Raw genomic sequence first — 21,900 nt, forward strand, 5'->3', positions numbered from 1 at the left:
ATCCTCATGTTGTTTTTTCATATTCTATTAGAGTGTAAAGATTTTTTGTAACATCTTCAAATTTATTGCTTAATAATTATTTATAAATAATATAATCTAAAACTAGATATTTATAATTAGTGTTTATTATTTTATAATGTACTAAAAATTATATTCTCAGCAAATATTCTGTAAGTATTATGAAAGAAATATCTAGTATAAAAGTAAAAGTTGAAAGTGGTAATAAGTATACAACTGACCATGGTTTTCATGCTGTAAAAGATGGCATTAGAAATAAAAAAGAAAACTCTGTACAAATACGCAAGCCTGAGTGGCTAAAAGTACAAAGACAAGATTCTAAAGAATATCAAAAAGTAAAATCTATTACAAAAAAGCATAAACTAGCCACTGTTTGTGAAGAGGCAAGATGTCCTAATATAAACGAGTGTTGGTCGCATGGTACAGCAACAATTATGTTAATGGGGGCTGTGTGTACTAGAGCGTGTAAATTTTGCTCTGTAGATACAGGTAATCCTAAAGGATGGCTTGATAAAGATGAGCCTAAAAATACAGCAGAAAGTGTTAGATTAATGAATTTAGAGTATGTTGTACTTACATCTGTAGATAGAGATGACTTAGAAGATGGTGGTGCTGGACATTATGCAGAGACTATTACAGCTATAAAAAATGTTGATGAAAATATTAAAGTGGAAGCTTTGACTCCAGATTTTGCAGGAGTTAAGCAAAATGTTGATAAGATTATTAATACTAAAGTTGATGTAATAGCTCAAAATATCGAAACTGTTGAGCGTCTGACTCATCCAGTACGCGATCCTAGGGCAGGTTATAGACAAACTTTAGATTTTCTAAAATATGTTAAAGAAAAAGCTCCAAATGTCTTAACTAAAACTAGTATCATGGTTGGACTTGGAGAAACTGATGAAGAAATCTATCAAACAATGGATGATGCTAGAGAGGCTGGAGTAGATATTATTACTCTTGGACAATATATGCAGCCAACGAGACATCATTTAAGTGTAGAAAGATTTGTAACTCCACAGCAATTTGAAGAATATCGTAAAATTGGTCTAGAGAAAGGATTCTTAGAAGTAGCATCTGGTCCAATGGTTAGATCAAGTTATAGAGCCGATAGAGTTTTTAAAAGAAATAATCTCGATTTGTAAAATCAAAAAATAAAGGTGAAATAAAATGGCAAAAGTAGCGGTAGTATTATCTGGATGTGGATATCTTGATGGTTCAGAAATATACGAAACTGTATTGACTATATTAGCTTTAGAGAAAAATGGTTTAGAGTGGCAAGGTGTAGCTTTAAATAAAGATCAAAAACATGTAATTAATCATTTACATCAATCTGTTGATAATAAAGCATCTGCGCGTAACATACTAGAAGAGTCTGCTCGTATAACAAGAGGAAATGTTATAGATATAGCAGAAGCTGATAGTGATGATTATGATGCAGTGATTTTCCCTGGAGGATTTGGAGCTGCAAAAAATATTATGGATTTTGCTTTTGTAGGTGATGAAACTTATAAAATGGATGAAGAAGTTTTGACTTTTGCAAGGGCATTTTATTTGGCAGATAAACCAGCTGGCTATATTTGTATAGCTCCATTGATGATACCTTTAGTATATCCAGAAGGTACAAAAGCAACAGTTGGTACAGATCCAAATACTTCAGCTATATTAGAGAAAAAAGGAGCTGAAGCTGTAATCATGGATGCTACAGATATTTGTGTGGATGAAGGTGTTAAAGTAGTATCAACTCCTGCTTATATGTGTGCTAAGAATATCTTGGAAGCATCGCAAGGAATTGAAAAATTAGTTGAAAAAGTTGTTAGTTATATTTAAACGAAGGTGTAAAAATGGCAGGTCATAGTAAATGGGCTAATATTAAGCATAAAAAAGCAAAAGAAGATGCAAAGCGCGGTAAGATCTTTACTAAGTTAATTAGGGAGATTACAGTTGCTGCAAGACTTGGAGGTAGTGATAAAGATTCTAATCCAAGATTAAGAGCAGCTGTTGCTACAGCATTAGCAAATAATATGAGTAAGGACACGATTGAACGTGCGATACTTAAAGGTGCTGGTGGTGACGATAGTGCTAATGTTGAAGAAGTACGCTATGAGGGGTATGGACCAAATGGCGTAGCTATTATGGTTGACTGTATGACAGATAATCGTAATCGTACAGTTGGTGAGGTTCGTCATGCTTTTACAAAAAGTGGTGGTAATCTAGGTACAGATGGTTCAGTAGCATATATGTTTACTAAAAGAGGTATTATATCTTTTGCTCCAGGAGTTAATGAAGATGAACTTATGGAAGTGGCACTAGAAGTAGGTGCTGAGGATGTGATTACTCATGAAGATGGTAGTATTGATGTGATTACAGATCCTCAAGATTTCTCAGATGTTCAAGAAGCTCTAATAGCAAAAGGTTTTAATTCTGAAAGTGCAGAAGTTACTTTTGATGCTGAAACAAAAGCAGAGTTGGATGTTGAAACTGCTGAAAAGGTGATGAATCTAATTGATAAATTAGAAGATCTTGATGATGTTCAAAATGTTTATTCTAATGCTAACTTTACTCAAGAGCTAATGGAACAGCTTGGGTAATTTAAACTATTAAATAATTGATAGTTTTTATATCTATTAGATATTATCTATAATAAAATTTTTCTAGTTATATTATAAGAAACTCTAAAAAAAAGAAGATGGTTATTTTAGGAATAGATCCAGGCTCAAGAATAACAGGTTTTGGGGTTATAAAAGTTCAAGCTAATAAAATATATTATGTTGCTAGTGGATGTATTCGTATTACAGAAACTGCGACGGCTAAAAGACTTAGACAGATTGCAGATGGTATAACAGAAGTTATAAATATATATGCGCCAACTGAATCAGCAATAGAACAAATTTTTATGTTTCAAAACCCTATGGGAGCTATCAAACTAGGTCAAGCTAGAGGTGTGGCGATGTGTACTCTAGCAATTAATAATTTAGAGGTTAGTGAATACTCTGCAAAACAAATAAAGCAGGCTGTTGTTGGGACTGGAGGCGCTGCTAAATCTCAAGTTCAGCATATGGTACAGTCTTTATTAGGTCTAAGTAAAAAACCACCAGAAGATGCAGCAGATGCTTTAGCTATAGCAATATGCCATTACCATAGTAGTCGATCTTTAGCAAAAATCTCTGGGGCAAGCAGAGTAGCTCAGAAAAGAATTAAATAAATTTCAAAATAAAAGCTTGACCCTAACCTTTGGTGATACTTTAACATTTCGATATATCAAAAAAAGAAGGGTTTTTATGCAGTGGTATACAAAAGAAATTAGCAAGCTAACAGGCGTATCTATTAAGACTTTACATCATTATGATAATTTAGGTTTGCTAGTTCCTATACGAAATTTAAGTGGTTATAGGATTTATACGGAAAAAGATCTATTAAAACTTCAAAATATAATAGTCCTAAAAACATTTGGTTTTAATTTGAAGCAAATAAAACAGATTTTAGATAAGAAGTTAGATATTAAAGAGAGTTTCTTACTGCAATTGAAAACTTTAAAAAAACAAAAAGATCAGCTTGAAGAGTTAATAACTATACTCTCTAAATTTATAGAGCAAGATGATTTAAAACCTTTTGATATAAATAAAGTGTTTAATATGATTAAGGAGTCTAATATGTCAGGAATTTATGAAAACTCTCTTGAAGAGATTTTAAATGATTTAGAAAAGCAGCAATATAATCAGTTAAAGCAAGAGAGAAAAATAACAGAAGAAGTTTTTAACAAAAGGTGGAAAACTCTTTGTGAAGAAGTCAGTCTAAATTTAGATAAAGATCCGTATAGCGAGTATGGTATTAAGATGGGAGAGAAAATTCATGCAGCTGTTTATAATCTTTATGGTAGGAAGTATGCGGGCTTAAAACATACCTTATGGAATAAAGGTTTTATGACTGGAAAGTTTGAAAGTAGTGTAACTTCTGAAGAAGTCGTCAGCTGGATAGATAAAGCTATGCAAGCTTACTTTACAACTAGATTAAAAAGCATATTTATTGGTTTAGAGAATAAGCAAGATAGTCTTGTAGCAGAGCAGTTCGGACAGTTATTAGATGAAATGTTTGGCAATGAAGATAGTTTAAAAATAAATTTTTTTGAGCAGATGTTTAATCATAGAGAAGTACCTGAAAAAACTAAAAAATGGGTTAAAAGAAATCAAAAAGTTTTTTTATAATTAATACAAAAATAAATAATAAACAAAATATTTGTTTATATACTTTCCAGTGCTTATAATGGCATTATCAAAATAAAAATTAGTTTATTTATGAATTCAAAGTATTATCTTAGAGCTTGCTCTATATGGCTTATTGGTGCTATGTTTTTCTTTTATGAGTTTTTCTTAAGAGTATTTCCAAATTCTTTGCATCAGTATATTGTTGATGACTTCCATGCAACAGCATTTACTCTTTCTATATTTGGTGGAGCATTTTATTTATTTTATTCGCTATTACAAGTTCCTGTAGGGTTTATATTTGATAAATTCGGGATCAAAAAATCATTATTCTTTGCAGTTATAGTATGCTCATTAGGAGCTTTACTTTTCTCAATTACTTCTAGTTTAAGTGTAGCAGTTTTTGCTAGAAGTTTAATGGGGTTAGGTGCAGCTTTTGGATTTTTGGGTTTATTGATAATATCAACGCAATGGTTTCCTATGCGATATATGGGAATTCTTTCTGGCTCAACGCAGATATTAGGTACAATGGGTCCAATTTTAGCAGGTGGGCCGTTGCTATTTTTTGTGAGTTATTTAAATAGCTGGAGATTGGTTATATTTATCTCTGCGATTATAGGAGTTATACTGGCTGTTTTAATTTTGCTTATTGTTAAAGAGGGGCCAAAAAATAATCAAGCATTAAGTGATAATGAACTCACTAGTGATATAAAGAATAATCTTTTAAATAAAAAACTAATGACTGTCTATCTATATGCATTCTTTGTTTATTGTACTATACCTACTTTAGGAGCTATTTGGGGTGTAAGTTTACTTGAAAGCAAAGGATTCAATATAACGCAAGCTTCATATACGATTGCTTTTCTTTGGTTAGGACTTGGTATTGGGAGTCCTATTTTCGGCCTGATGTACGATAAATTTAAATATAAAATAAATATCTTAGCAGTAGTTTCATTACTTGGATTAATCTGTGTCTCTTTATTATTAATATTACAATTAAATGAGACTATGAGTATGGTTTTATTATTTTTGATTGGTTGTGCAGCAGCTGGACAAACACTTTCATTTACAGTTATTGCTAGCTATAGAGCTGATAAGCCAAAATCAATATTTTTTGGGATTAATAATACTGTAGTAATGTTATCAGGTTTTGTCGTACCAATTATTGTTGGTCTATTAGTTCATAGCTTTAATTTAGATATATCAAAGGCATTAATTATTCTTCCAATAGCTTTTTTAATTTCATTAATAATAAGCTTTAAATTATCAACAGTTCAAAAGAGCTAAGGAATATTATCGATGATAAGTTTTATAAAAGGTGTATTGATTGAGAAAGATCCTACAGCTTTATTGATTGATGTAAATGGTTTAGGGTATGAGGTTTTTGTACCTATGACTACTTTTTATTCATTAAGTGAGACTGGAGCTACTATAAGTTTGTACACGCATTTTGTAGTTAGAGAGGATGCTCAGCAATTATATGGTTTTAAATCAAAAGTTGATAAGAAAGTTTTCCAGGAGCTAATTAAAGTAAGTGGTATAGGGGCTAGAACTGCTCTAGCTATTTTATCAGGTATGGACTCTAAAACTCTTTTGCACTGTATTGAAAATAAAGATTATGGGCTATTAGCTACAGTACCTGGTATTGGTAAAAAAACTGCTGAGCGATTAGTCGTAGAAATATATGATAAATTGTTAAAAATGGCTAATGAGATTTATGGGGATTCTGGTGATTCTAGTATAAGTAATTCAGAATCACACTCTGATAAGGCTCTAACACCAGCAGCTATATCAAACTCTATATTTAATGAGTCTGTAGATGCATTATTAGCCTTAGGATATAAGCAAAAGGATGCTGAAAAAATGATTCGAGGTTCTATTGGAGATGCTAAAACGCCAGCGGAAGCTATTCGTAAAGCTTTACAAGGATCTATTAAGTCTAAGCGTTAATAATAAAAGAGCACATAAAAGTGAGATATTTTCTGATTGGTTGGATATATGTGATTTATGAGTATGCTCTTAGACTATCCGATAGTGTTATTTTAATTAATCTACAGAATCAATATCATTTATCAGCTAATCATTTAGCATCGCTATCATCAGCTTATTATTTTGCATATATTGGTTTAATGATTCCAGCGAGTATTTTAATTGATCGTTTTGGCTTATATAAAACATGGATAGTAGCTATAAGTATTTTAGCTATAAGTTCGTTAATGTTTGCTTTAGCTCCTAATTTAGAAGTATTAATAATTGCTCGAATTTTTATGGGAATTGGCTCTGCTTTTGCGATAATTGGAATATTTGCTTTATCTGTTGAGAATGTCAAGTATTCAGGAACTCTCATTGGTGTAACTATGCTAATGGCAATGATAGGGGCATTAATAGGCCAAGGACCATGGTTGCAGTTTACAAACTATCTTGGAAATTGGCGAGAAACATATATATTCGCAGCAGCATTTGGCATAGTTTTGATGCTTATTTGGACTATGTTTTGTCGAGAAGCAAAAAGTTTAGCTAAGGGAAAAACCTTATATAATATTCTAAAAGACCTTAAATGTTTAATAAAGTCACCATTATTTTGGATTGTAGCTATATTTATGGGGTGTTTAAGTACGCCTCAAACAGCATTTTTAGCTTTATGGGGTCCTAGTTATTTACAAAAAGCTTATCATATTGATCCAACTCAAGCAGCATATCTTGTTTCTATAATTACGGTAGGTGGATTGTTTGGAGCTATATTTTTTGGTTGGTTAAGTGATAAGTTAGTAAATATTAAAAACTTATTAGTTATGTGTGGTTTTGTAACGGTTGGACTATTTATAATTTTAATAAATGGGACATTTACTTCAGAGATTATTCTTATATCTATTTTATTTTTAATAGGTGCTATTACAAATGCAAATACGATGATTTTTGCATTTCTTGGACGTAAGTTTAATAAATTTCCAAAGGCATCCGTGCAAGGTTCAGCTAATACATTAAATATGGGTGGAGGACCAATAATGCAAATATTAATTGGTTTAATAATCAGCTTACAAACATCAGATATTACAAATCAGCTTAGTCTACCTGTTATGAAAAATGCTATGTATGCTATCCCTGTTACACTAGCTATATTTTCATTAGTCTTTATAATTTTACCTAAAGAAAAATTCATCACCACTAAATCTTAAAAGTTTCATTAAGTTCTATATATTTAATTGTTAGTAAGATATAAAATTATCAAAGATACATTTTAAGTTTAAATTTAATAAGGGAATAAATGATTTTTCTAATAGCACTAATAGTGTTAATTGTGGCTTTTGTTGTAATATTTTATTTGTTGTGGAGCAAGAAGTCAAAACAAGTCGAGGCTATCCGTCAAACTTATGAGCAATATAAAGATTTAACTCAGAATGAGCTAGTTGAGTTACGTGGAAAAAATGTCACTTTTGATACACTTTTAGCTCAGGAAAAACAAAAAAATTCTGAGTTAAAACAAGATAATACTCTACGCATAGATGAGTTAAAGCAAGAACTTAAAGAAGAAAGAGAAAAATCTTATAGCTATATCGAAGAGATAAAAAATTATAGATCTCAAGTATCAATGCTTGAAACTCAGCTTAAAGAGCAAAATACTGCTATGCAAGATAAGTTAGAGCTATTACAAAATAGTGAAGTTAAACTAAAAACTGAGTTTGAGAATTTAGCTAGTAAAATCTTTGAAGATAATTCAAAAAAGCTTAATGAGCGTAATCAAGAAAGCTTAAATAGTGTTTTAAATCCTGTGCGTGAACAGTTAAAAGATTTTAAGCAGAAAGTAGAAGATGTTTATGATAAAGAATCTACTGCTAGAGGAGCTCTACAGAATGAGTTAAAAACTCTCAAAGAGTTAAATCAAAAGATGACTACTGAGGCTCATAACCTAACTAATGCTCTTAGAAGTAGTACAAAACAACAAGGTATCTGGGGTGAAATGGTGCTTGAGAATGTTCTTGAGAAATCTGGTCTTAGAGAAGGTTTTGAATATTTTCGTGAAAAGCATACTACAGATGATGAAGGTAAAGCATATCGTCCCGATGTGGTTGTTAAGTTACCTGATAATAGAGATATAATTATAGATGCTAAGACTTCGTTATTTGCATACAATGACTATATGGCTGCAGATGAAGAGCAAAAACAAGCCTATCTAAAAGCTCATATAAGATCTATTCGTGAGCATATCAAAGGTCTTGCAAATAAAAATTATGAGAATTTAAAAGGTATAAATTCATTAGATTTTATATTTATGTTTATACCTGTAGAGGGCGCTTTGCTTCTAGCTTTGGATAATGATACTAATCTTTATGATGAAGCATTTAAGCAAAAGATAATCTTAGTCAGTCCTACAACTTTACTAGTAGCATTAAGAGCAGTTGAGAATACTTGGCGTTATGAAAAGCAAGCTCAGAGTATTACAGATATATATAGTAGGGCAGAAGAGCTATATAAGAAGTTCGTAGGATTTGTTGATGATCTAGAAAAAGTTGGTAAATCTATAACTGATGCTAATAAATCTTATGAGAATGCTTTTAGTAAGTTAAAAACAGGTCGTGGAAATTTAATTGGTCAAGTTGAAAAACTAAAAGTAATATCAAATATAAAACCTAAAAAAGAGCTTGATAATAATCTAGTTGAAAATGCTATGGGTGATAGTGAGTAAGTAAAATGAAACTTTTAAAAAAACCATATTCTTTTATAAAATCGTTCTGGGAATATTTAGGCCAGTCACAAGATAAAAATTTTCGTATACTACATATTATTGTAGGTATGGCAGTTATTTTTCAAATTATAGATAGTAACTTCATGCATGTTAAATTTGGGCTTAATACTTGGGCATATATACATATGTTCTGCGGATTATCATTATCAGCTTTAAGTGTACTTTTGGTTATTATGTCTCTTGATAAAAGAGGGTTACGTTATTATTTTCCATATTTATATAATGACTACTCAGCTATAAAAGTAGATATATCAGAGTTGCGCAAACTAAAACTACCAAATTCAAGAAGTGGTAGTCTTGCTGCAATAGTACAAGGTCTAGGATTACTTGCATTATCTATAGCTTGGATTTCAGGTTTCTTTTGGTTTACAGCTTGGAACTGGCAGTCACCTTATATGCATGATTTAGAAGAAATACATAAGACATTAGTCGACCCTGTAGAGATATATATTTATGCTCATGCATTTATGGGTATTTTACATTATGTTTTACAGAGATATTTTCCAAGATTTATTAGTGAGATTAAATAATTTTAGCCTAATATAAACATCCACATTGGTAATGTAATTATAGATAGAACTGTTGATACGAGATATAGACTAGTTGCTTCATCAGGAATTGCGCGCCATTGTAGGGCAAATATAGTAGCTATAGTTGCTGTAGGCATAGCTACTAGATAAACTAGCTCTTTAGCAGAATCTCCAGAGATACCAAATAGGATAACAACTCCCCAAGCTATAAAACCACTAACTAAGCTTTTCATTATTATATTAAAAATAAACATCTTACTTAAATGAAGTCTAATTCCATATAGAGCTAGACCAACTGTAAATAGCGACATAAATACGCAAGCTTTTGAGGCATGATCTATAGAGTCTGTAATTGGCTTTGGTATCATTGTATATAAATGTAAGAGACTAATAATAGCACCAAATACAACAGCTAAGAACATGGGTTTTCTAAGTGAGTGAGATAGAGCATAAAGTATAATACCTTTTTTAGATTCTCTAGATCCTGAATAAAGTTCTAATAAAAATATAGTCAGTGGGATAAGCGTTAGAGATATTACAAAATTAGCTTTAGCCACAGATATAAGAGCTGCGGAGCCTATTATACTCATAAAGAATGGAATCCCCATACCACCCATATCTGTAAAAGTATTTATCATAGCTTGCATAACACTATTTTTCTTAGATTCTTTAAAAATAAATATACTTGCGCTAAAACAAATAGCCCAAATAATAGCAATAGAAATCAAAAAAGCAGACATCCAATGCAAGTCAAATATTTGATCTGGTTTAGCTGTTGCTGTTTGCATAAATAATAATGCGGGGAATACATATACTGTGACAATTTTTGCACAAGTCTGATGAGCATTTTCACCAACTATTTTCAGATAGCCAGTTAGCCAACCAATAAAAATAATAATAAATATAGGTAATATGGAGTCTATGATTTGTACAAGCATTGCTTAGGACATGTAAGTGATAATTTGATAAATCTTAAGCTTTTTAAAATATAATTGCTATGATTTTTTTGCAACTAATGGCTCTAAGAAATCATCTATAGTACAGTGGTTTTCTATGGAATGACGTAAGTTTTTATCTTTATTAATCTCATAATGATTATTTCTTCCTACTTTTGTAACAGTTAAGTAGGCTGTCTCGGTTAGGTCACTAAGTATATTTAGGACTGCTCTTTCAGTGATCCCAACCTTGATAGCCATATCTCTAATAGTGATGTTTGGGTTACTATTAATGAGACATAACACATGTGAATGATTTGTTAAAAAAGTCCAGTTATGATTTTTTTTTATACTCATTGTAAAAAATTATATTTAGTTTCTTTTATCTTCTCTTATTATACTGGAGTATACGGTAAAGATGAATGGTGAAGTACGATTTGTAGTTCACCTTTTTTATTTGGTTTAAATGCCATCGTATAATTAGCTACTACTTTTGTACCATCTGTTTGAGTTAGATGTTTGTTACCCATGACAATACCGATATTATCTTCGATAATGTATCCAGCATTTTCAAACTCTAGTTCTGCCCAAGGATTTATTGCAAAACCATTATCTTCACTATAATTATCATTACCAGCAACAAAATAAGATACTGCACCTTCTAAATCGCCTCTAAACATTTTTTTAGAAGCTAAAGTAGGTTTAAATAGAACATTACTATTATCATAAGCATATATATCTTTGATAAGATTATGAGCTAATTTCTTATAGTCTCCTCCTTCCCTATAAGTTTTAGATATTTCTAATAAACCATCTTTCCATTTAGCAAGTGCATTATCTATATCTTGTCTAGTCATATTTCTCTCCTCTCTCATTAAATATGAATATTAATATATGATTTAATTTTCGTGTATTATATTTCACTAAATAATTTTTGTAAAGTCTTTTTCAAAAAAATATAAATATGTTTATAATCTAAATAGGTATTTTAAAATTAAGATAAGTACATATTGATATGAATATAATTGACTCACATATACACTTTTGGGATCTCAAAAATGGCTATAATGATTGGGTTAAAAATACAAACTTTCCTAGTCGAGTGACTCCAGAAGGCTTAAATGCGGATGCTTTTGTACATATAGAAGCCCATAGTGAGATCTTTGATCCTTTATGTGAGTATAAATGGCTTAAATCAGAGTTTGCAAATAAAAGTATTAAGGTGGTAGCTTTTGTAGATTTTACTTTAGACATTGACAGTTTTGAGAAAAAAACTACAGCTATAAGAAAATATAAAGATATTGTAGGTATTCGTCAGATTATGGCGAAAACTAATAAATCTAGCTATAGTCCGTTTACTAAAGATATTCCAAATGATTTAGAAGATAAACTAAAGATTCTACAACAAAATAATTTAGTATTTGAGGCTCAAATGTATCCAAAGCAGTTTTTAAATATTTTAGAAAAAATAGATAACTCTAAAGTAACTATGGTAATAGAGCATTTTGGCCTGCCAATATTTAATGATAAAGAGAGTTTAGAGAGTTGGTATATTCTTATAAATGAGTGTAAACAAAATAGCAACTGGAATTTTAAACTATCAGGATTTGAACTAAATAATGATTTTTCTCACATTAATAAAGCATTAGATTTTATTTTTGAAAATATACATGATACACAGTTATGTTATGGGTCAAACTTTCCAGTTTCACATAAAGATAATTATGATTTCTGGCAGAGTTTTTTACATAAATATATCAATAATGATACGATATCAGAAAATGTATTTAGAAATGTAGCTCAGAAGATTTATTTTAATAATTAAAATAATAAGGTTTAAATGATGAAAATAGTAGCAGTAGAAATATTTGATGTATATTGTGATAAAAGACCAGCATGGTCACCAGTATTTGTAAAAGTGATTACAGACGAGGGTATTACAGGAGTTGGAGAAGCCGGTCTTGCTTATGACTTAGGGCACTCAGCAGCAGCTAATATGATTAAAGAGTTTGCTGAAGAGATGGTAATAGGTACAGATCCATTCGAAAGTGAAAGATTGTGGGATAGAATGCTACGTGAGAGCTTTTGGGGACTTGGAGGAGGTCCAGTTGTATATGCAGCAATGAGTGCTATTGATATAGCTCTATGGGATATTAAAGGTAAAGCTCTAGGAGTACCTGTATACCAGCTACTTGGTGGTAAGACAAATAAAAAGCTTAGAACATATGCTAGTCAATTGCAGTTTGATTGGGATGAATATGAGCGTAAGACATTATTTAAACCAGAAGATTATGCAAAAGCTACAGAGAAAGCTGTAGCAGAAGGGTATGATGCAATCAAAGTTGATCCTATGATGTTTGATCACAAAGGTGATACTCTTTATGATTGTACATTACCATTTCGTAGAGATCATTTGAAATTGATTCGTCAGAGAATGCAGGCTATTCGTGATGTGCTTGGTGAAAATGGTGATATTATCTTTGAATGCCATAGTCTACCTAGTTTAACTTCAGCGTTACAGCTAGGTGAAATAGCAGAAGATTTTAATTGTCTATATTTTGAGGAACCGGTTAATTATCTAAATAGTAAGTTACATGAGCCTCTAAAAGATAAACTTCGAGTTCCCATAGCTGCTGGTGAAAGGTTATATCTAAGACATGGTGTGCGAGAGTATATAGAGAAGCAGACTATAGACATTTTACAGCCAGATATTGGTTTATGTGGAGGTTTAACAGAAGCTAAGAAAATTTGTGACTATGTAGATATGTATGATGTTAAAATACAAGCTCATGTCTGTGGTGGTCCAATTGCAACAGCAGCAAGCTTACATTTGGAATCTGCTATTCCAAATTTTATAATTCATGAGCATCATACTTACGCTCTTAAAGACTTTAATAGAGAGCTTTGTATTCAAGATCCTCAGCCTGTGAATGGCTATTTTGAAGCACCAGATGTTCCAGGACTTGGTATAGAAATAAATGAAAAAGCACTTTCGAAAAGAACTACTAAACTTATAGTAAAATAGGCGATCTATGGTTATTAATTCTGATGAAAAAGTCATAATAAGAAGAGTGACAGATAAAGATATATCAGCTATACATAATATATACTCGTATTATGTGCTTAATTCTATCTCAACTTTTGAGGAAGAAGTGCCATCGGTTTTAGAAATGAGTAGAAGAGTAGATGAGGTTATTAATAATTCTCTACCGTATTTAGTTTTGGAGAAAGATAATACTATTATTGGGTATGCTTATTTAACCAAATTTTCATATAGGTCAGCTTATCGTTTTACAGTTGAAAATAGCATATATCTTAATCAAGATAATTTAGGTAAAGGTTATGGTATTTTATTAGCAAAAGCTTTAATTGCAAAAGCTAGGCTTCTTAATATTCATTCCATTATCGCAAAGATATCAACTTCAGTATCAATAGAGTTCCATAAAAGATTAGGATTTAATAATGTAGGTACTTTAAAAAAAGTTGGTTATAAATTTGATAAATGGATTGATGTCACATTGATGCAACTAAATGTAAAATAACTTATTTACGATAGTGTTTTGTAATTTCTTTAAAAACTTCAAATTCTAGATGACAAGTGTTTATTTTAGTAAATTGTTCTGAAGTTTTTTTGCATACTTCATCTGGAATTAACTTAATCTTCTGACCTGTAGTTAGAGTTTTAACTTCTAACTCTATAGCCTGTTCAAAATAATAATGTTTATAAATAGCTTTTTCTATAGACTCGGCAGTAGTTATAATTCCATGATTATCAAGTATCATCATATTATTTTTATCACCAAGACTATTTGCAATTGCTTTTCCTTCATTATCTAGAGCTAGGCCGTCATAGTGATGATATGATATATCATCATAGAATCTTAGTGATTGTTGGTTAGTAAATTGCATACCACATTCTAAGGATGATAATATGACTCCATATTTACTATGCGTGTGAATTATAGCATTTATATCTTTTCTAGCTTTATAAGTTTCTAAATGGATATTTGCTGCTTGAGGCATTACTTTATAGCCATTATTTGAAACTATTTCACCATCAAGAGTGACAGTTACTATATTTTTACTATTAACCTTATCAAAAGTAACATTGTGAGGAGTTATTATTATATTGCCATCAGTTAGTCTTGCTGATATATGAGTAGCTAATAAGTCATCCCAACCATAGTGATGAATTACATGATGACATACCGCTAGTTTTTTTCTTAATTTTTTTTCTATAGACATATGCTTTTAATGTTATACATATTTAAAGATATTCTATCATTGAGTTATATATTTTGGTTAGTTTTTTAGTATTAGATAAATAGTAATCTTTATTTATTTTTTAGAAATAAAATTATTGTCTTTAATATAGAATCTAAGAAGTTTTTCTTTAGCTTTAGAAATTCCTATTCGTTGAGTTTCTACTATATCAAAGTTATTCAAATCATTGTTATATTCTAGATATAAGTCATTATTTGTATCAAGCAAATTAAGACCATTGTCTTTTAGGTTAATATTTAATGCTTGAGTTAATTTAGCTGGGCCAGAGCATAAGTCTTTAAGTTTAGTTTTTGATCTATTAATTTGCATTTGATCTATACCTTGTATTGGTTCTAAAGCCCTAATTAATACAGCTTCACCAATACCAACTTCTGATGTAACCACATTCATACAGTAATGCATCCCATAGGTGAAATAAACATATGACACCCCAGGTTTTTCGAACATCATAGCATTTCTTTGAGTTTTTTTAGGATAAGAATGAGAAGCTAAGTCATTATTTAAGTATGCTTCTGTCTCAACGATTTTACCTATTATATAAGTATCATTTTGTTTTCTAACAAGAAAATGTCCTAGCAATTTTTTAGCAGTATTGATTGTATCTAGCTCTAGTAATTTTTGCAGGTCATTCATTGATTTTTTATTTAGTGTATAACTGTCTATAATAATTTTAACAAAGAGTTTGATAGTATAGTAATTAGAGTTTATAGTCTGTTATAAAAATATTTATTATTGTGTAATTTAGATTACATATAAAGTATTATTAACATAAGTTATTGTTATAAAAAAATAAAAATGCATAATGAGCCTTTGATACCAATCTTTGTTTTTGTAATGTTGGGTATTCTAGTTGTTACTATAATTATAAAAAAGCTGAAACAACCGTACGTTGTTGCTTATCTTTTGACAGGTATCTTATTGGGACCCTATGGGTTAAAACTAATTCAAGATCAGGAGAGCCTATCTAGGCTTGGTGAAATTGGAGTTATTCTTTTATTATTTTTTGCGGGAATGGAAGTTTCTCCGCGTAAATTTGCTGAGAATTGGAAAGTTCCTACTATAGGAACAATATTGCAAATGCTAGTAACAAGTTTAGTCGTTTCAATAATAGGCTTAGCTTTAAATTGGAGTTTAGCAAAAATATTACTTTTTGGTGCGGTTGTCAGTCTAAGCAGTACAGCTGTTGTTCTTAAGTTATTGAATGATAATGGTAGTATTAAAACTCGTCTTGGGCAGAATGTATTAGGAGTATTATTAATACAGGATCTTGCTGTCGTTCCAATGCTAATTATTATTAGAATTATTGGGGGAGAGTCTCCTGATATTACACAGATAATTATTCAGATACTAGGTGGTATTCTTGTTATAACTATTGCTGCTATTATGGCAGTGAAAAAAAATATTAAGCTTTCTTTTATTTCTGTTTTAGGAAAAGATGAAGAAATGAGAGTCTTTGCCGCCTTAGTCATATGCTTTGGTATGGCTACTTTAACAGAGTCATTACAGTTATCTTCAGCTTTGGGAGCTTTTGTTGGAGGAATGATAGTTGCGACTGTAGAGGAAACAGAATGGGTTGGTCATAGTTTATCAACTGTTAAAACTATTTTTATGGCGTTATTCTTTATCTCTATAGGAATGTTAATAGATGTTAAGTTATTTTGGGATCATATTTTAATGTTTATATTATTTTTACTATTAATTTTTATACTTAATACTATAATTAATACTTTGATTTTTAAAGCCTTAAGACAGAGATTAGATGAAGCCTTGATAGGTGGAGCAATGCTATCTCAAATTGGAGAGTTTAGTTTTGTATTGATATCTATGGGATATGTTTCTGGTATATTAGATATAAGCATATATCAATACAGTATTACTTTAATATCACTATCTTTATTATTTAGTCCACTATGGATTAGTAGTATAAATTTCTATACGAAAAACTTTATAAAGAGGAAGAGATGATAAGTTTTATTTCTTTTAGAAGTTCTTTTATATATAGCTGTTCTATATCTTTTTTATCATTAATATAGCAATAGAAGTTAGCTTGAATATTTACAATATTTTCTTTGTCTGTTAGAGTTTTTATTTCAACATCGGGTTTAAAATCAATAATCTCACAATGTTTTAGTTTGCTCTTATTTATTACACTACTTTTAGAGAAATCTTTATTAAAGTGATATTTATCAATAATAATATCATTTATTATGGCATTTGATTTCTCAGCTATTTCTATAACATCTTTATCAGTATTGATTAGAAAAGGTATTTTATGAAGGATAACACTATCATCACTAGTAAAAGTAGATATTGGATTTGTGATTACTAAGGCATTTGGAAGTTTAATTAATTTTCCTGTAGTTTTTTTATCGCCATGTTCAATAGTTTCATACATTCTAAAATAAAAAAGTTTAATTTCTTTAATATAGCCGTGATAGCCTAGGATTTGAATATAATCACCCTCAGAAAACAAACTACGCCAGTTAATAATAATCCAACCAACAAAATTCATCACAGTCTCTTTATTAACTATTACTAAACCAGCGGCAACTAAACTGAGCATTGTTAGTAAATGTCCAATTCCTCCAACCCATATTTTTATAAGAGCTAAGAAGAATATTATTAGGCTAACATATATGGTTCTTGATTTTAGTTTTTTAACTTGTCGACTAGACTTAGCACGTTTCTTGAGAGTATAAAAGCTTAAACCAGCTATTATAGCGATTACTACAATATAGGTTAGAGTTGTAACTATATTTAAAATTATTTCATTATATAAAAGCATATTACATAGCTATACCAATTCTTATAAGAATATTATAGCTTAAAAAATGCATTATTTAATTCTAATCTATTTGAAGTTAAAAATAGATTTAATAATATCATTCTCTAATGATATTATTTATAGAGATAAATTATTAATTAAAATAGGTGGGTAATGAAAGTTCTTGGTTTTGCGGCGTCTAATAGTAAAAATTCAATAAATAAGAAGTTAGTAAAGTATATTTTATCTAATATTGGTGATAATACTGAGTTCCTTGATATTACTGATTATGAAATGCCTATTTATTCTATAGACCATGAAACAGAAGTAGGTATTCCACCTCAGGCTCAAAAATTTTTAGATAAATTAGCAGAGTTTGATTTAATATTAATATCGCATGCTGAGCATAATGGTAATTATAGCGTTTTCTATAAAAATTTACTTGATTGGTGCTCGCGTATATCGACAAATATTTTTCAGGGTAAAAAACTTATTTTATTAGCAACATCTCCTGGTGGTATGGGTGGTAAGAATGTTCTAGAGATAGCTAGAAAATCAGCGTCAATATTTAATGGGCAGTTATGTTTTTCAATGTCAGTACCTAATTTTTATGATAATTTTGAAAACGAAAAATTATCAAACGATGAGCTAAAACAGCAACTTTTTAGTAATTTAGAAGATCTTGGTGTTAATCTTTTAAGTAATTAGTTTTAAAAGAGAGTAATTTCTTATATTCTCTAAATATAGTATTTTTATAAATTATAAGAAATGAAAGTTACAAAATATAGTTTAATAGTTGGTTGGAGTATTTGGTCTATTGCTGCAATCTTTTATGGCTTGGATTATTTTCAACATACTGCGCCAAGCGTCTTAATAAAACCTATAGCATCAGATATGGGTGTAGGTATTGAAGATATAGCTTATATAATGAGTATATATTTTCCTATTTATGCTATATCACAAGTTCCAGCTGGTATCCTCTTAGATAAATATGGCTCAAAAGCAATGCTATCAATATCTTGTCTAATAATGAGCTTAGGAATCCTTCTATTTGTATACAATCCTAGTTTATATACTATGTTTATTGGTAGAATTCTTATAGCAATAGGTTCAGCTGTAGCTTTTGTAGGAACATTAAAAGTCGCTGCAGATGTACTGCCTGAGAGGTTTTTCCCAATAGCTGTTGGGCTTACAAATACCATAGGAGTTCTTGGAGGAATATTTGGTCAAGTTCTATTGGTATATTTAGTTGAGCTTTATAGATGGCAATTAGCTTTGGCAGCAATAGGTTATTTTGGCATATTATGGAGTGTAATTATTGTACTTTTTCTAAAGTACTCAAATAATCCTAATCAATCTATCAATAATAAATTTAAATATTTAAGTTTTTCTGAAAGTTTGAAACTTCTATTAAATAAAAAGCTTTGGCTATTAGCAATATATGCAGGTTTAATGGTTGGTATAGTTGTAAACTCATTTTCTGAGTTATATGATGTACTGTTTTTACAACAAGCTTATCAACTATCAGATCATACTGCGGCTCATGTAAGTGTGATGTTATTTATAGGAATAGCTGTAGGAGGACCATCTCATGGTTTTATAGCAAGTATATTTGGTGAGAAGAGGGTTTGGATGTTTATTTGTAATATAATTACTATACTAGTATTCTCTTCAGTAATAATTTTCCCTAGGCTTATCTCTGCTGATTTTCTATATATTATGTTTTTTGTAATAGGTTTTTGTGTATCTAGTATGCTACTAGCATTTTCAGTAGTTGAAGAGATTTTTCCTGTACAAATAAAGGCAACAGCATTGGCTATAGTAAATATGGTTATAGGGTTATGTGGAGCAGTATTTCAGTATCTTATAAGTTATATTAGTGTATATTTAAATGGAGGCCCTTTAAAAGTAAATATAGATATAAAAGTTTTTGATAGTGCATTTATTTATTTAATAGTACCTTTATTATTTAGTACTATTATAATCTTTGTCTTAGTTTTGGATAAGTTTAGAGCACGAGCAATTAGTCTAGATAAGTTTGATCAGCTTTAAAAATTATTTTTCTAAGAAAATAACTTCTTTTGTTGAACGGCAAAATGTTTCCTTTATAAAGAAAATACTAATTAATATACCCATAGCTGTAAATATAAGTAGTAAGCTTAAACTTAATTGATAGCTTTGTATTGAGACACTTTTACCTTGACTAGAAAATATATCAAAGATTTCACTAATAATTGGTGAGCCAATACCTACCGAAAACATAATTAAGAAGTTATTAACTCCAAGTGCTGCTGCTCGACAATTTGAGTTTGATTGTTCAGCTATAATAGCAAAACCAATACTTTGTCCACTAGCACCAAGGCCTAAACAAAAAAATGCTAAATATAATATAGCTTTATTAACCGGAAAAAATATTATTGTTACTAATGATATAAAAACTAGACAAACTGCAAAAACCATCACAGGTTTTCTTCTTCTAATTCTATCTGATATAGCTCCTAAACCAGGACAGCCAATACCATATCCGAGCCAAGCTAGAGTAATTAAATAAGATGAAAATTTAGAGTTAAAACCATTAAGTTGTAAGAAGCTAGTAGTAGCATTTTCAGATAAGTACTCTATAGCTAAATAGGATGTGGCAGAAAATACAGCTATTAACCAGATCTGTTTATTAGAAAAAATACTTCTTATTTCAGCTAAAATAGAACTTGGATTTTCTAGGAGAATAAATCTATTCTTATTTGATCCAGTTGATGATTGATCATTATCATTATTTTTAACAATAAGTAGTGTTAAAATGGCTAATATTACACCAACAATTGCTAATACTATAAAGACATAGCGCCAATTTATTCCACCAGCCTGTGATAATGAATCTAAAGGGCCTGCTGCTAACATTGGCCCCATAACGCCAATAAATTGAGAGAGTCCTATAAATAAGCCTATATGCTTATGAGGTAACCAATCATAAACAGCAATAAGTAAGCACAAGAATCCAAAAGATGCTCCAAAACCTATCATTACTCTATATATTAGAGCGGCAGCAAAGCCATTACATACTCCAAATAAGCCAACACCAAGAGCACATACTAATATAGCTAGAGTAAGGGCTTTTTTAAGTCCAAGCTTATCAGTTATTATTCCAACGGGTATTTGCATCACACCATATGTGAGCTGATATGCAGTAGAACTTAATATACTAAATGTAAGTATACTAAGATCTAGGTCTGAGATAATTTGATGCTCAAAAGTTCCTAATATAGTTCTGAGTAGAAACTCATACATAAAAAATATAGCACAAGTAAGCCATATAATTAGTGCTAAAAATGATAATCTATTATTCATCACTAAAGTTTTCTTTTGTAATTTCTTCCCAATCTTCTATTTTAGCTTCAGCTTTTTCATCATCTTGGAATGATGAAACTTTAAAGACTTGATCACCTTCTTTAATCATAGGATAGTTATTAATACCAAGAACAATACCATCTATTGGAGATTTTAGATTAATACTATCATCATTACCAAAAGGATCTATAAGCTTACCAATTTTTTCACCTTCTTTGACTCTTGTTCCTAGTTCTATCTCTGTTCTTAGTATTCCTGGCTTATCTGATACTGTCCATTCGGTATCTTCAGAAACTAAAGGCTTCACTTGTTGGACAAACTCTTCATCACTTAAGAGTCCTAATTTACGCATAACATTTTGGATACCTGCTATACCAACATTGATATCTTCCTCATTAAATTTATTTGCCTCACCAGCTTCATAACAGATAAAGGGAATATGTAAATCTTGATGAATCCTACGAATGCTTGATTGATTCATATTTACAGCTGTTATTACTGGAGCTTGGAAAGCTCTTGCCATTATTATGGATTCTTCATCATCACCATTGAAGTAGACTTGAGGTAGGATTTCGTTATTTAAACCACCAGTTTTAATTTGAATAGAGTAATTTGCTTTCTTAATAATTTCTTGTGTTACTCTATAAGCATAGCGATGCATATAAGAGCCGTACTCATCCCCAGGAAATGCTTGCTCTAAAGGTGTTGAGTGTTTTACAGAATGTACTAATCCAAATATATTTAGTACTGGAATAGCGACAATAGTTCCATGTAATTTTTTAGGGTTTGTTTCTTCTAGTAGAGAGTTAATAATCTCTATACTATTAAATTCGTCACCATTGACCATCCCAAAAACTAAAATACAAGGCCCTTCTTTAACCCCATTAAGAATTTTTATCGGAAGATACATCGGAGCACAAGAATATTGGCTTGGTAGAGGCATTGCTAGAGTTGCCATTTCACCAGGCTGGAAAGTTTTATCGAATATTTTAAATTTCATAACTTATTAAAGTACTTAAAGATCGAAAGACTAATTACGATTAATGATGTTGTAGTATAACAAAGTATTATTTTTAAT

Annotated in this window: 24 protein-coding genes; 16 read left to right on the forward strand and 8 right to left on the reverse strand. The window is 30.4% G+C overall.

What is annotated here, in order from left to right; genetic code table 11:
- Positions 1–179 precede the first annotated feature (179 nt).
- From lipA to R8535_RS03525, 10 genes are all read left to right on the forward strand, one after another.
- Positions 180–1,163: a lipoyl synthase gene (lipA, locus tag R8535_RS03480; protein WP_329496659.1), complete on the forward strand. Its 984-nt coding sequence runs from the start codon at positions 180–182 to the stop codon at positions 1,161–1,163.
- A gap of 25 nt (positions 1,164–1,188) precedes the next feature.
- Complete coding sequence (elbB, locus tag R8535_RS03485; protein ID WP_329496657.1) at positions 1,189–1,848, forward strand: isoprenoid biosynthesis glyoxalase ElbB; 660 nt, start codon at positions 1,189–1,191, stop codon at positions 1,846–1,848.
- A gap of 14 nt (positions 1,849–1,862) precedes the next feature.
- Complete coding sequence (locus tag R8535_RS03490) at positions 1,863–2,609, forward strand: YebC/PmpR family DNA-binding transcriptional regulator (RefSeq protein WP_329496655.1); 747 nt, start codon at positions 1,863–1,865, stop codon at positions 2,607–2,609.
- Between the two features lie 98 nt (positions 2,610–2,707).
- Complete coding sequence (ruvC, locus tag R8535_RS03495; protein WP_329496652.1) at positions 2,708–3,223, forward strand: crossover junction endodeoxyribonuclease RuvC; 516 nt, start codon at positions 2,708–2,710, stop codon at positions 3,221–3,223.
- 76 nt (positions 3,224–3,299) lie between these two features.
- Positions 3,300–4,223, forward strand: a complete 924-nt coding sequence (locus R8535_RS03500) for a MerR family transcriptional regulator (protein ID WP_329496651.1) — start codon at positions 3,300–3,302, stop codon at positions 4,221–4,223.
- A gap of 90 nt (positions 4,224–4,313) precedes the next feature.
- Positions 4,314–5,507 (forward strand): MFS transporter, encoded by a 1,194-nt coding sequence (locus R8535_RS03505; RefSeq protein ID WP_329496649.1) that lies wholly within the window; start codon positions 4,314–4,316, stop codon positions 5,505–5,507.
- Positions 5,508–5,519: 12 nt separating this feature from the next.
- Positions 5,520–6,170, forward strand: a complete 651-nt coding sequence (ruvA, locus tag R8535_RS03510; protein WP_329496647.1) for a Holliday junction branch migration protein RuvA — start codon at positions 5,520–5,522, stop codon at positions 6,168–6,170.
- 20 nt (positions 6,171–6,190) lie between these two features.
- The gene (locus R8535_RS03515; protein WP_329496645.1) at positions 6,191–7,396 is read left to right on the forward strand and encodes an MFS transporter; all 1,206 of its coding nucleotides are present in this window, start codon (positions 6,191–6,193) and stop codon (positions 7,394–7,396) included.
- Between the two features lie 89 nt (positions 7,397–7,485).
- Positions 7,486–8,904 (forward strand): DNA recombination protein RmuC, encoded by a 1,419-nt coding sequence (rmuC, locus tag R8535_RS03520; RefSeq protein ID WP_329496643.1) that lies wholly within the window; start codon positions 7,486–7,488, stop codon positions 8,902–8,904.
- Positions 8,905–8,909: 5 nt separating this feature from the next.
- Complete coding sequence (locus R8535_RS03525) at positions 8,910–9,494, forward strand: cytochrome b/b6 domain-containing protein (RefSeq protein ID WP_329496641.1); 585 nt, start codon at positions 8,910–8,912, stop codon at positions 9,492–9,494.
- A 2-nt stretch (positions 9,495–9,496) separates the two neighbouring features.
- Here the strand turns inward: R8535_RS03525 and R8535_RS03530 are convergent, their stop codons facing one another.
- From R8535_RS03530 to R8535_RS03540, 3 genes are read right to left on the reverse strand one after another with little or no spacing between them, the layout of a single operon-like run.
- Positions 9,497–10,432: an AEC family transporter gene (locus tag R8535_RS03530; protein WP_329496640.1), complete on the reverse strand. Its 936-nt coding sequence runs from the start codon at positions 10,430–10,432 to the stop codon at positions 9,497–9,499.
- Between the two features lie 57 nt (positions 10,433–10,489).
- Complete coding sequence (locus tag R8535_RS03535; protein ID WP_329496638.1) at positions 10,490–10,786, reverse strand: helix-turn-helix transcriptional regulator; 297 nt, start codon at positions 10,784–10,786, stop codon at positions 10,490–10,492.
- Between the two features lie 38 nt (positions 10,787–10,824).
- Complete coding sequence (locus R8535_RS03540) at positions 10,825–11,286, reverse strand: phosphoribosyl-AMP cyclohydrolase (RefSeq protein WP_329496636.1); 462 nt, start codon at positions 11,284–11,286, stop codon at positions 10,825–10,827.
- Between the two features lie 158 nt (positions 11,287–11,444).
- Between R8535_RS03540 and R8535_RS03545 the strand changes: the two genes are divergently transcribed.
- From R8535_RS03545 to R8535_RS03555, 3 genes are read left to right on the forward strand one after another with little or no spacing between them, the layout of a single operon-like run.
- Positions 11,445–12,254, forward strand: a complete 810-nt coding sequence (locus R8535_RS03545; protein WP_329496634.1) for an amidohydrolase family protein — start codon at positions 11,445–11,447, stop codon at positions 12,252–12,254.
- An 18-nt stretch (positions 12,255–12,272) separates the two neighbouring features.
- A complete protein-coding gene (locus R8535_RS03550; RefSeq protein WP_329499478.1) occupies positions 12,273–13,454 on the forward strand; it encodes a mandelate racemase/muconate lactonizing enzyme family protein in 1,182 nt (393 codons plus the stop codon).
- Positions 13,455–13,461: 7 nt separating this feature from the next.
- Positions 13,462–13,971, forward strand: coding sequence for a GNAT family N-acetyltransferase (locus tag R8535_RS03555; RefSeq protein ID WP_329496630.1), 510 nt, complete (start codon positions 13,462–13,464; stop codon positions 13,969–13,971).
- Position 13,972: 1 nt separating this feature from the next.
- Here R8535_RS03555 and R8535_RS03560 read toward each other — a convergent pair whose 3' ends face one another.
- Positions 13,973–14,674, reverse strand: coding sequence for a class II aldolase/adducin family protein (locus tag R8535_RS03560; protein WP_329496628.1), 702 nt, complete (start codon positions 14,672–14,674; stop codon positions 13,973–13,975).
- 93 nt (positions 14,675–14,767) lie between these two features.
- Positions 14,768–15,346, reverse strand: coding sequence for a DNA-3-methyladenine glycosylase (locus R8535_RS03565; protein ID WP_329496627.1), 579 nt, complete (start codon positions 15,344–15,346; stop codon positions 14,768–14,770).
- A 162-nt stretch (positions 15,347–15,508) separates the two neighbouring features.
- Between R8535_RS03565 and R8535_RS03570 the strand changes: the two genes are divergently transcribed.
- Entirely contained in the window at positions 15,509–16,678 is a 1,170-nt protein-coding gene (locus R8535_RS03570) for a cation:proton antiporter (RefSeq protein ID WP_329496625.1), read from the forward strand.
- Here R8535_RS03570 and R8535_RS03575 read toward each other — a convergent pair.
- Positions 16,659–17,498 (reverse strand): mechanosensitive ion channel domain-containing protein, encoded by an 840-nt coding sequence (locus R8535_RS03575; protein WP_329496623.1) that lies wholly within the window; start codon positions 17,496–17,498, stop codon positions 16,659–16,661. The genes R8535_RS03570 and R8535_RS03575 overlap by 20 nt on opposite strands.
- A 153-nt stretch (positions 17,499–17,651) precedes the next feature.
- Here R8535_RS03575 and R8535_RS03580 point away from each other — a divergent pair, with 153 nt between their 5' ends.
- Positions 17,652–18,185 (forward strand): NADPH-dependent FMN reductase, encoded by a 534-nt coding sequence (locus R8535_RS03580; RefSeq protein WP_329496621.1) that lies wholly within the window; start codon positions 17,652–17,654, stop codon positions 18,183–18,185.
- Positions 18,186–18,245: 60 nt separating this feature from the next.
- Positions 18,246–19,529, forward strand: a complete 1,284-nt coding sequence (locus tag R8535_RS03585; protein ID WP_329496619.1) for an MFS transporter — start codon at positions 18,246–18,248, stop codon at positions 19,527–19,529.
- Between the two features lie 3 nt (positions 19,530–19,532).
- Here the strand turns inward: R8535_RS03585 and R8535_RS03590 are convergent, their stop codons facing one another.
- Entirely contained in the window at positions 19,533–20,822 is a 1,290-nt protein-coding gene (locus R8535_RS03590; protein WP_329496617.1) for an MFS transporter, read from the reverse strand.
- Complete coding sequence (locus R8535_RS03595) at positions 20,815–21,822, reverse strand: succinylglutamate desuccinylase/aspartoacylase family protein (protein WP_329496615.1); 1,008 nt, start codon at positions 21,820–21,822, stop codon at positions 20,815–20,817. The genes R8535_RS03590 and R8535_RS03595 overlap by 8 nt, the downstream gene beginning before the upstream one ends.
- Positions 21,823–21,900 lie beyond the last annotated feature (78 nt).

This window comes from Francisella sp. 19S2-4 (assembly GCF_036281795.1).
Classification (GTDB): Bacteria; Pseudomonadota; Gammaproteobacteria; order Francisellales; family Francisellaceae; genus Francisella.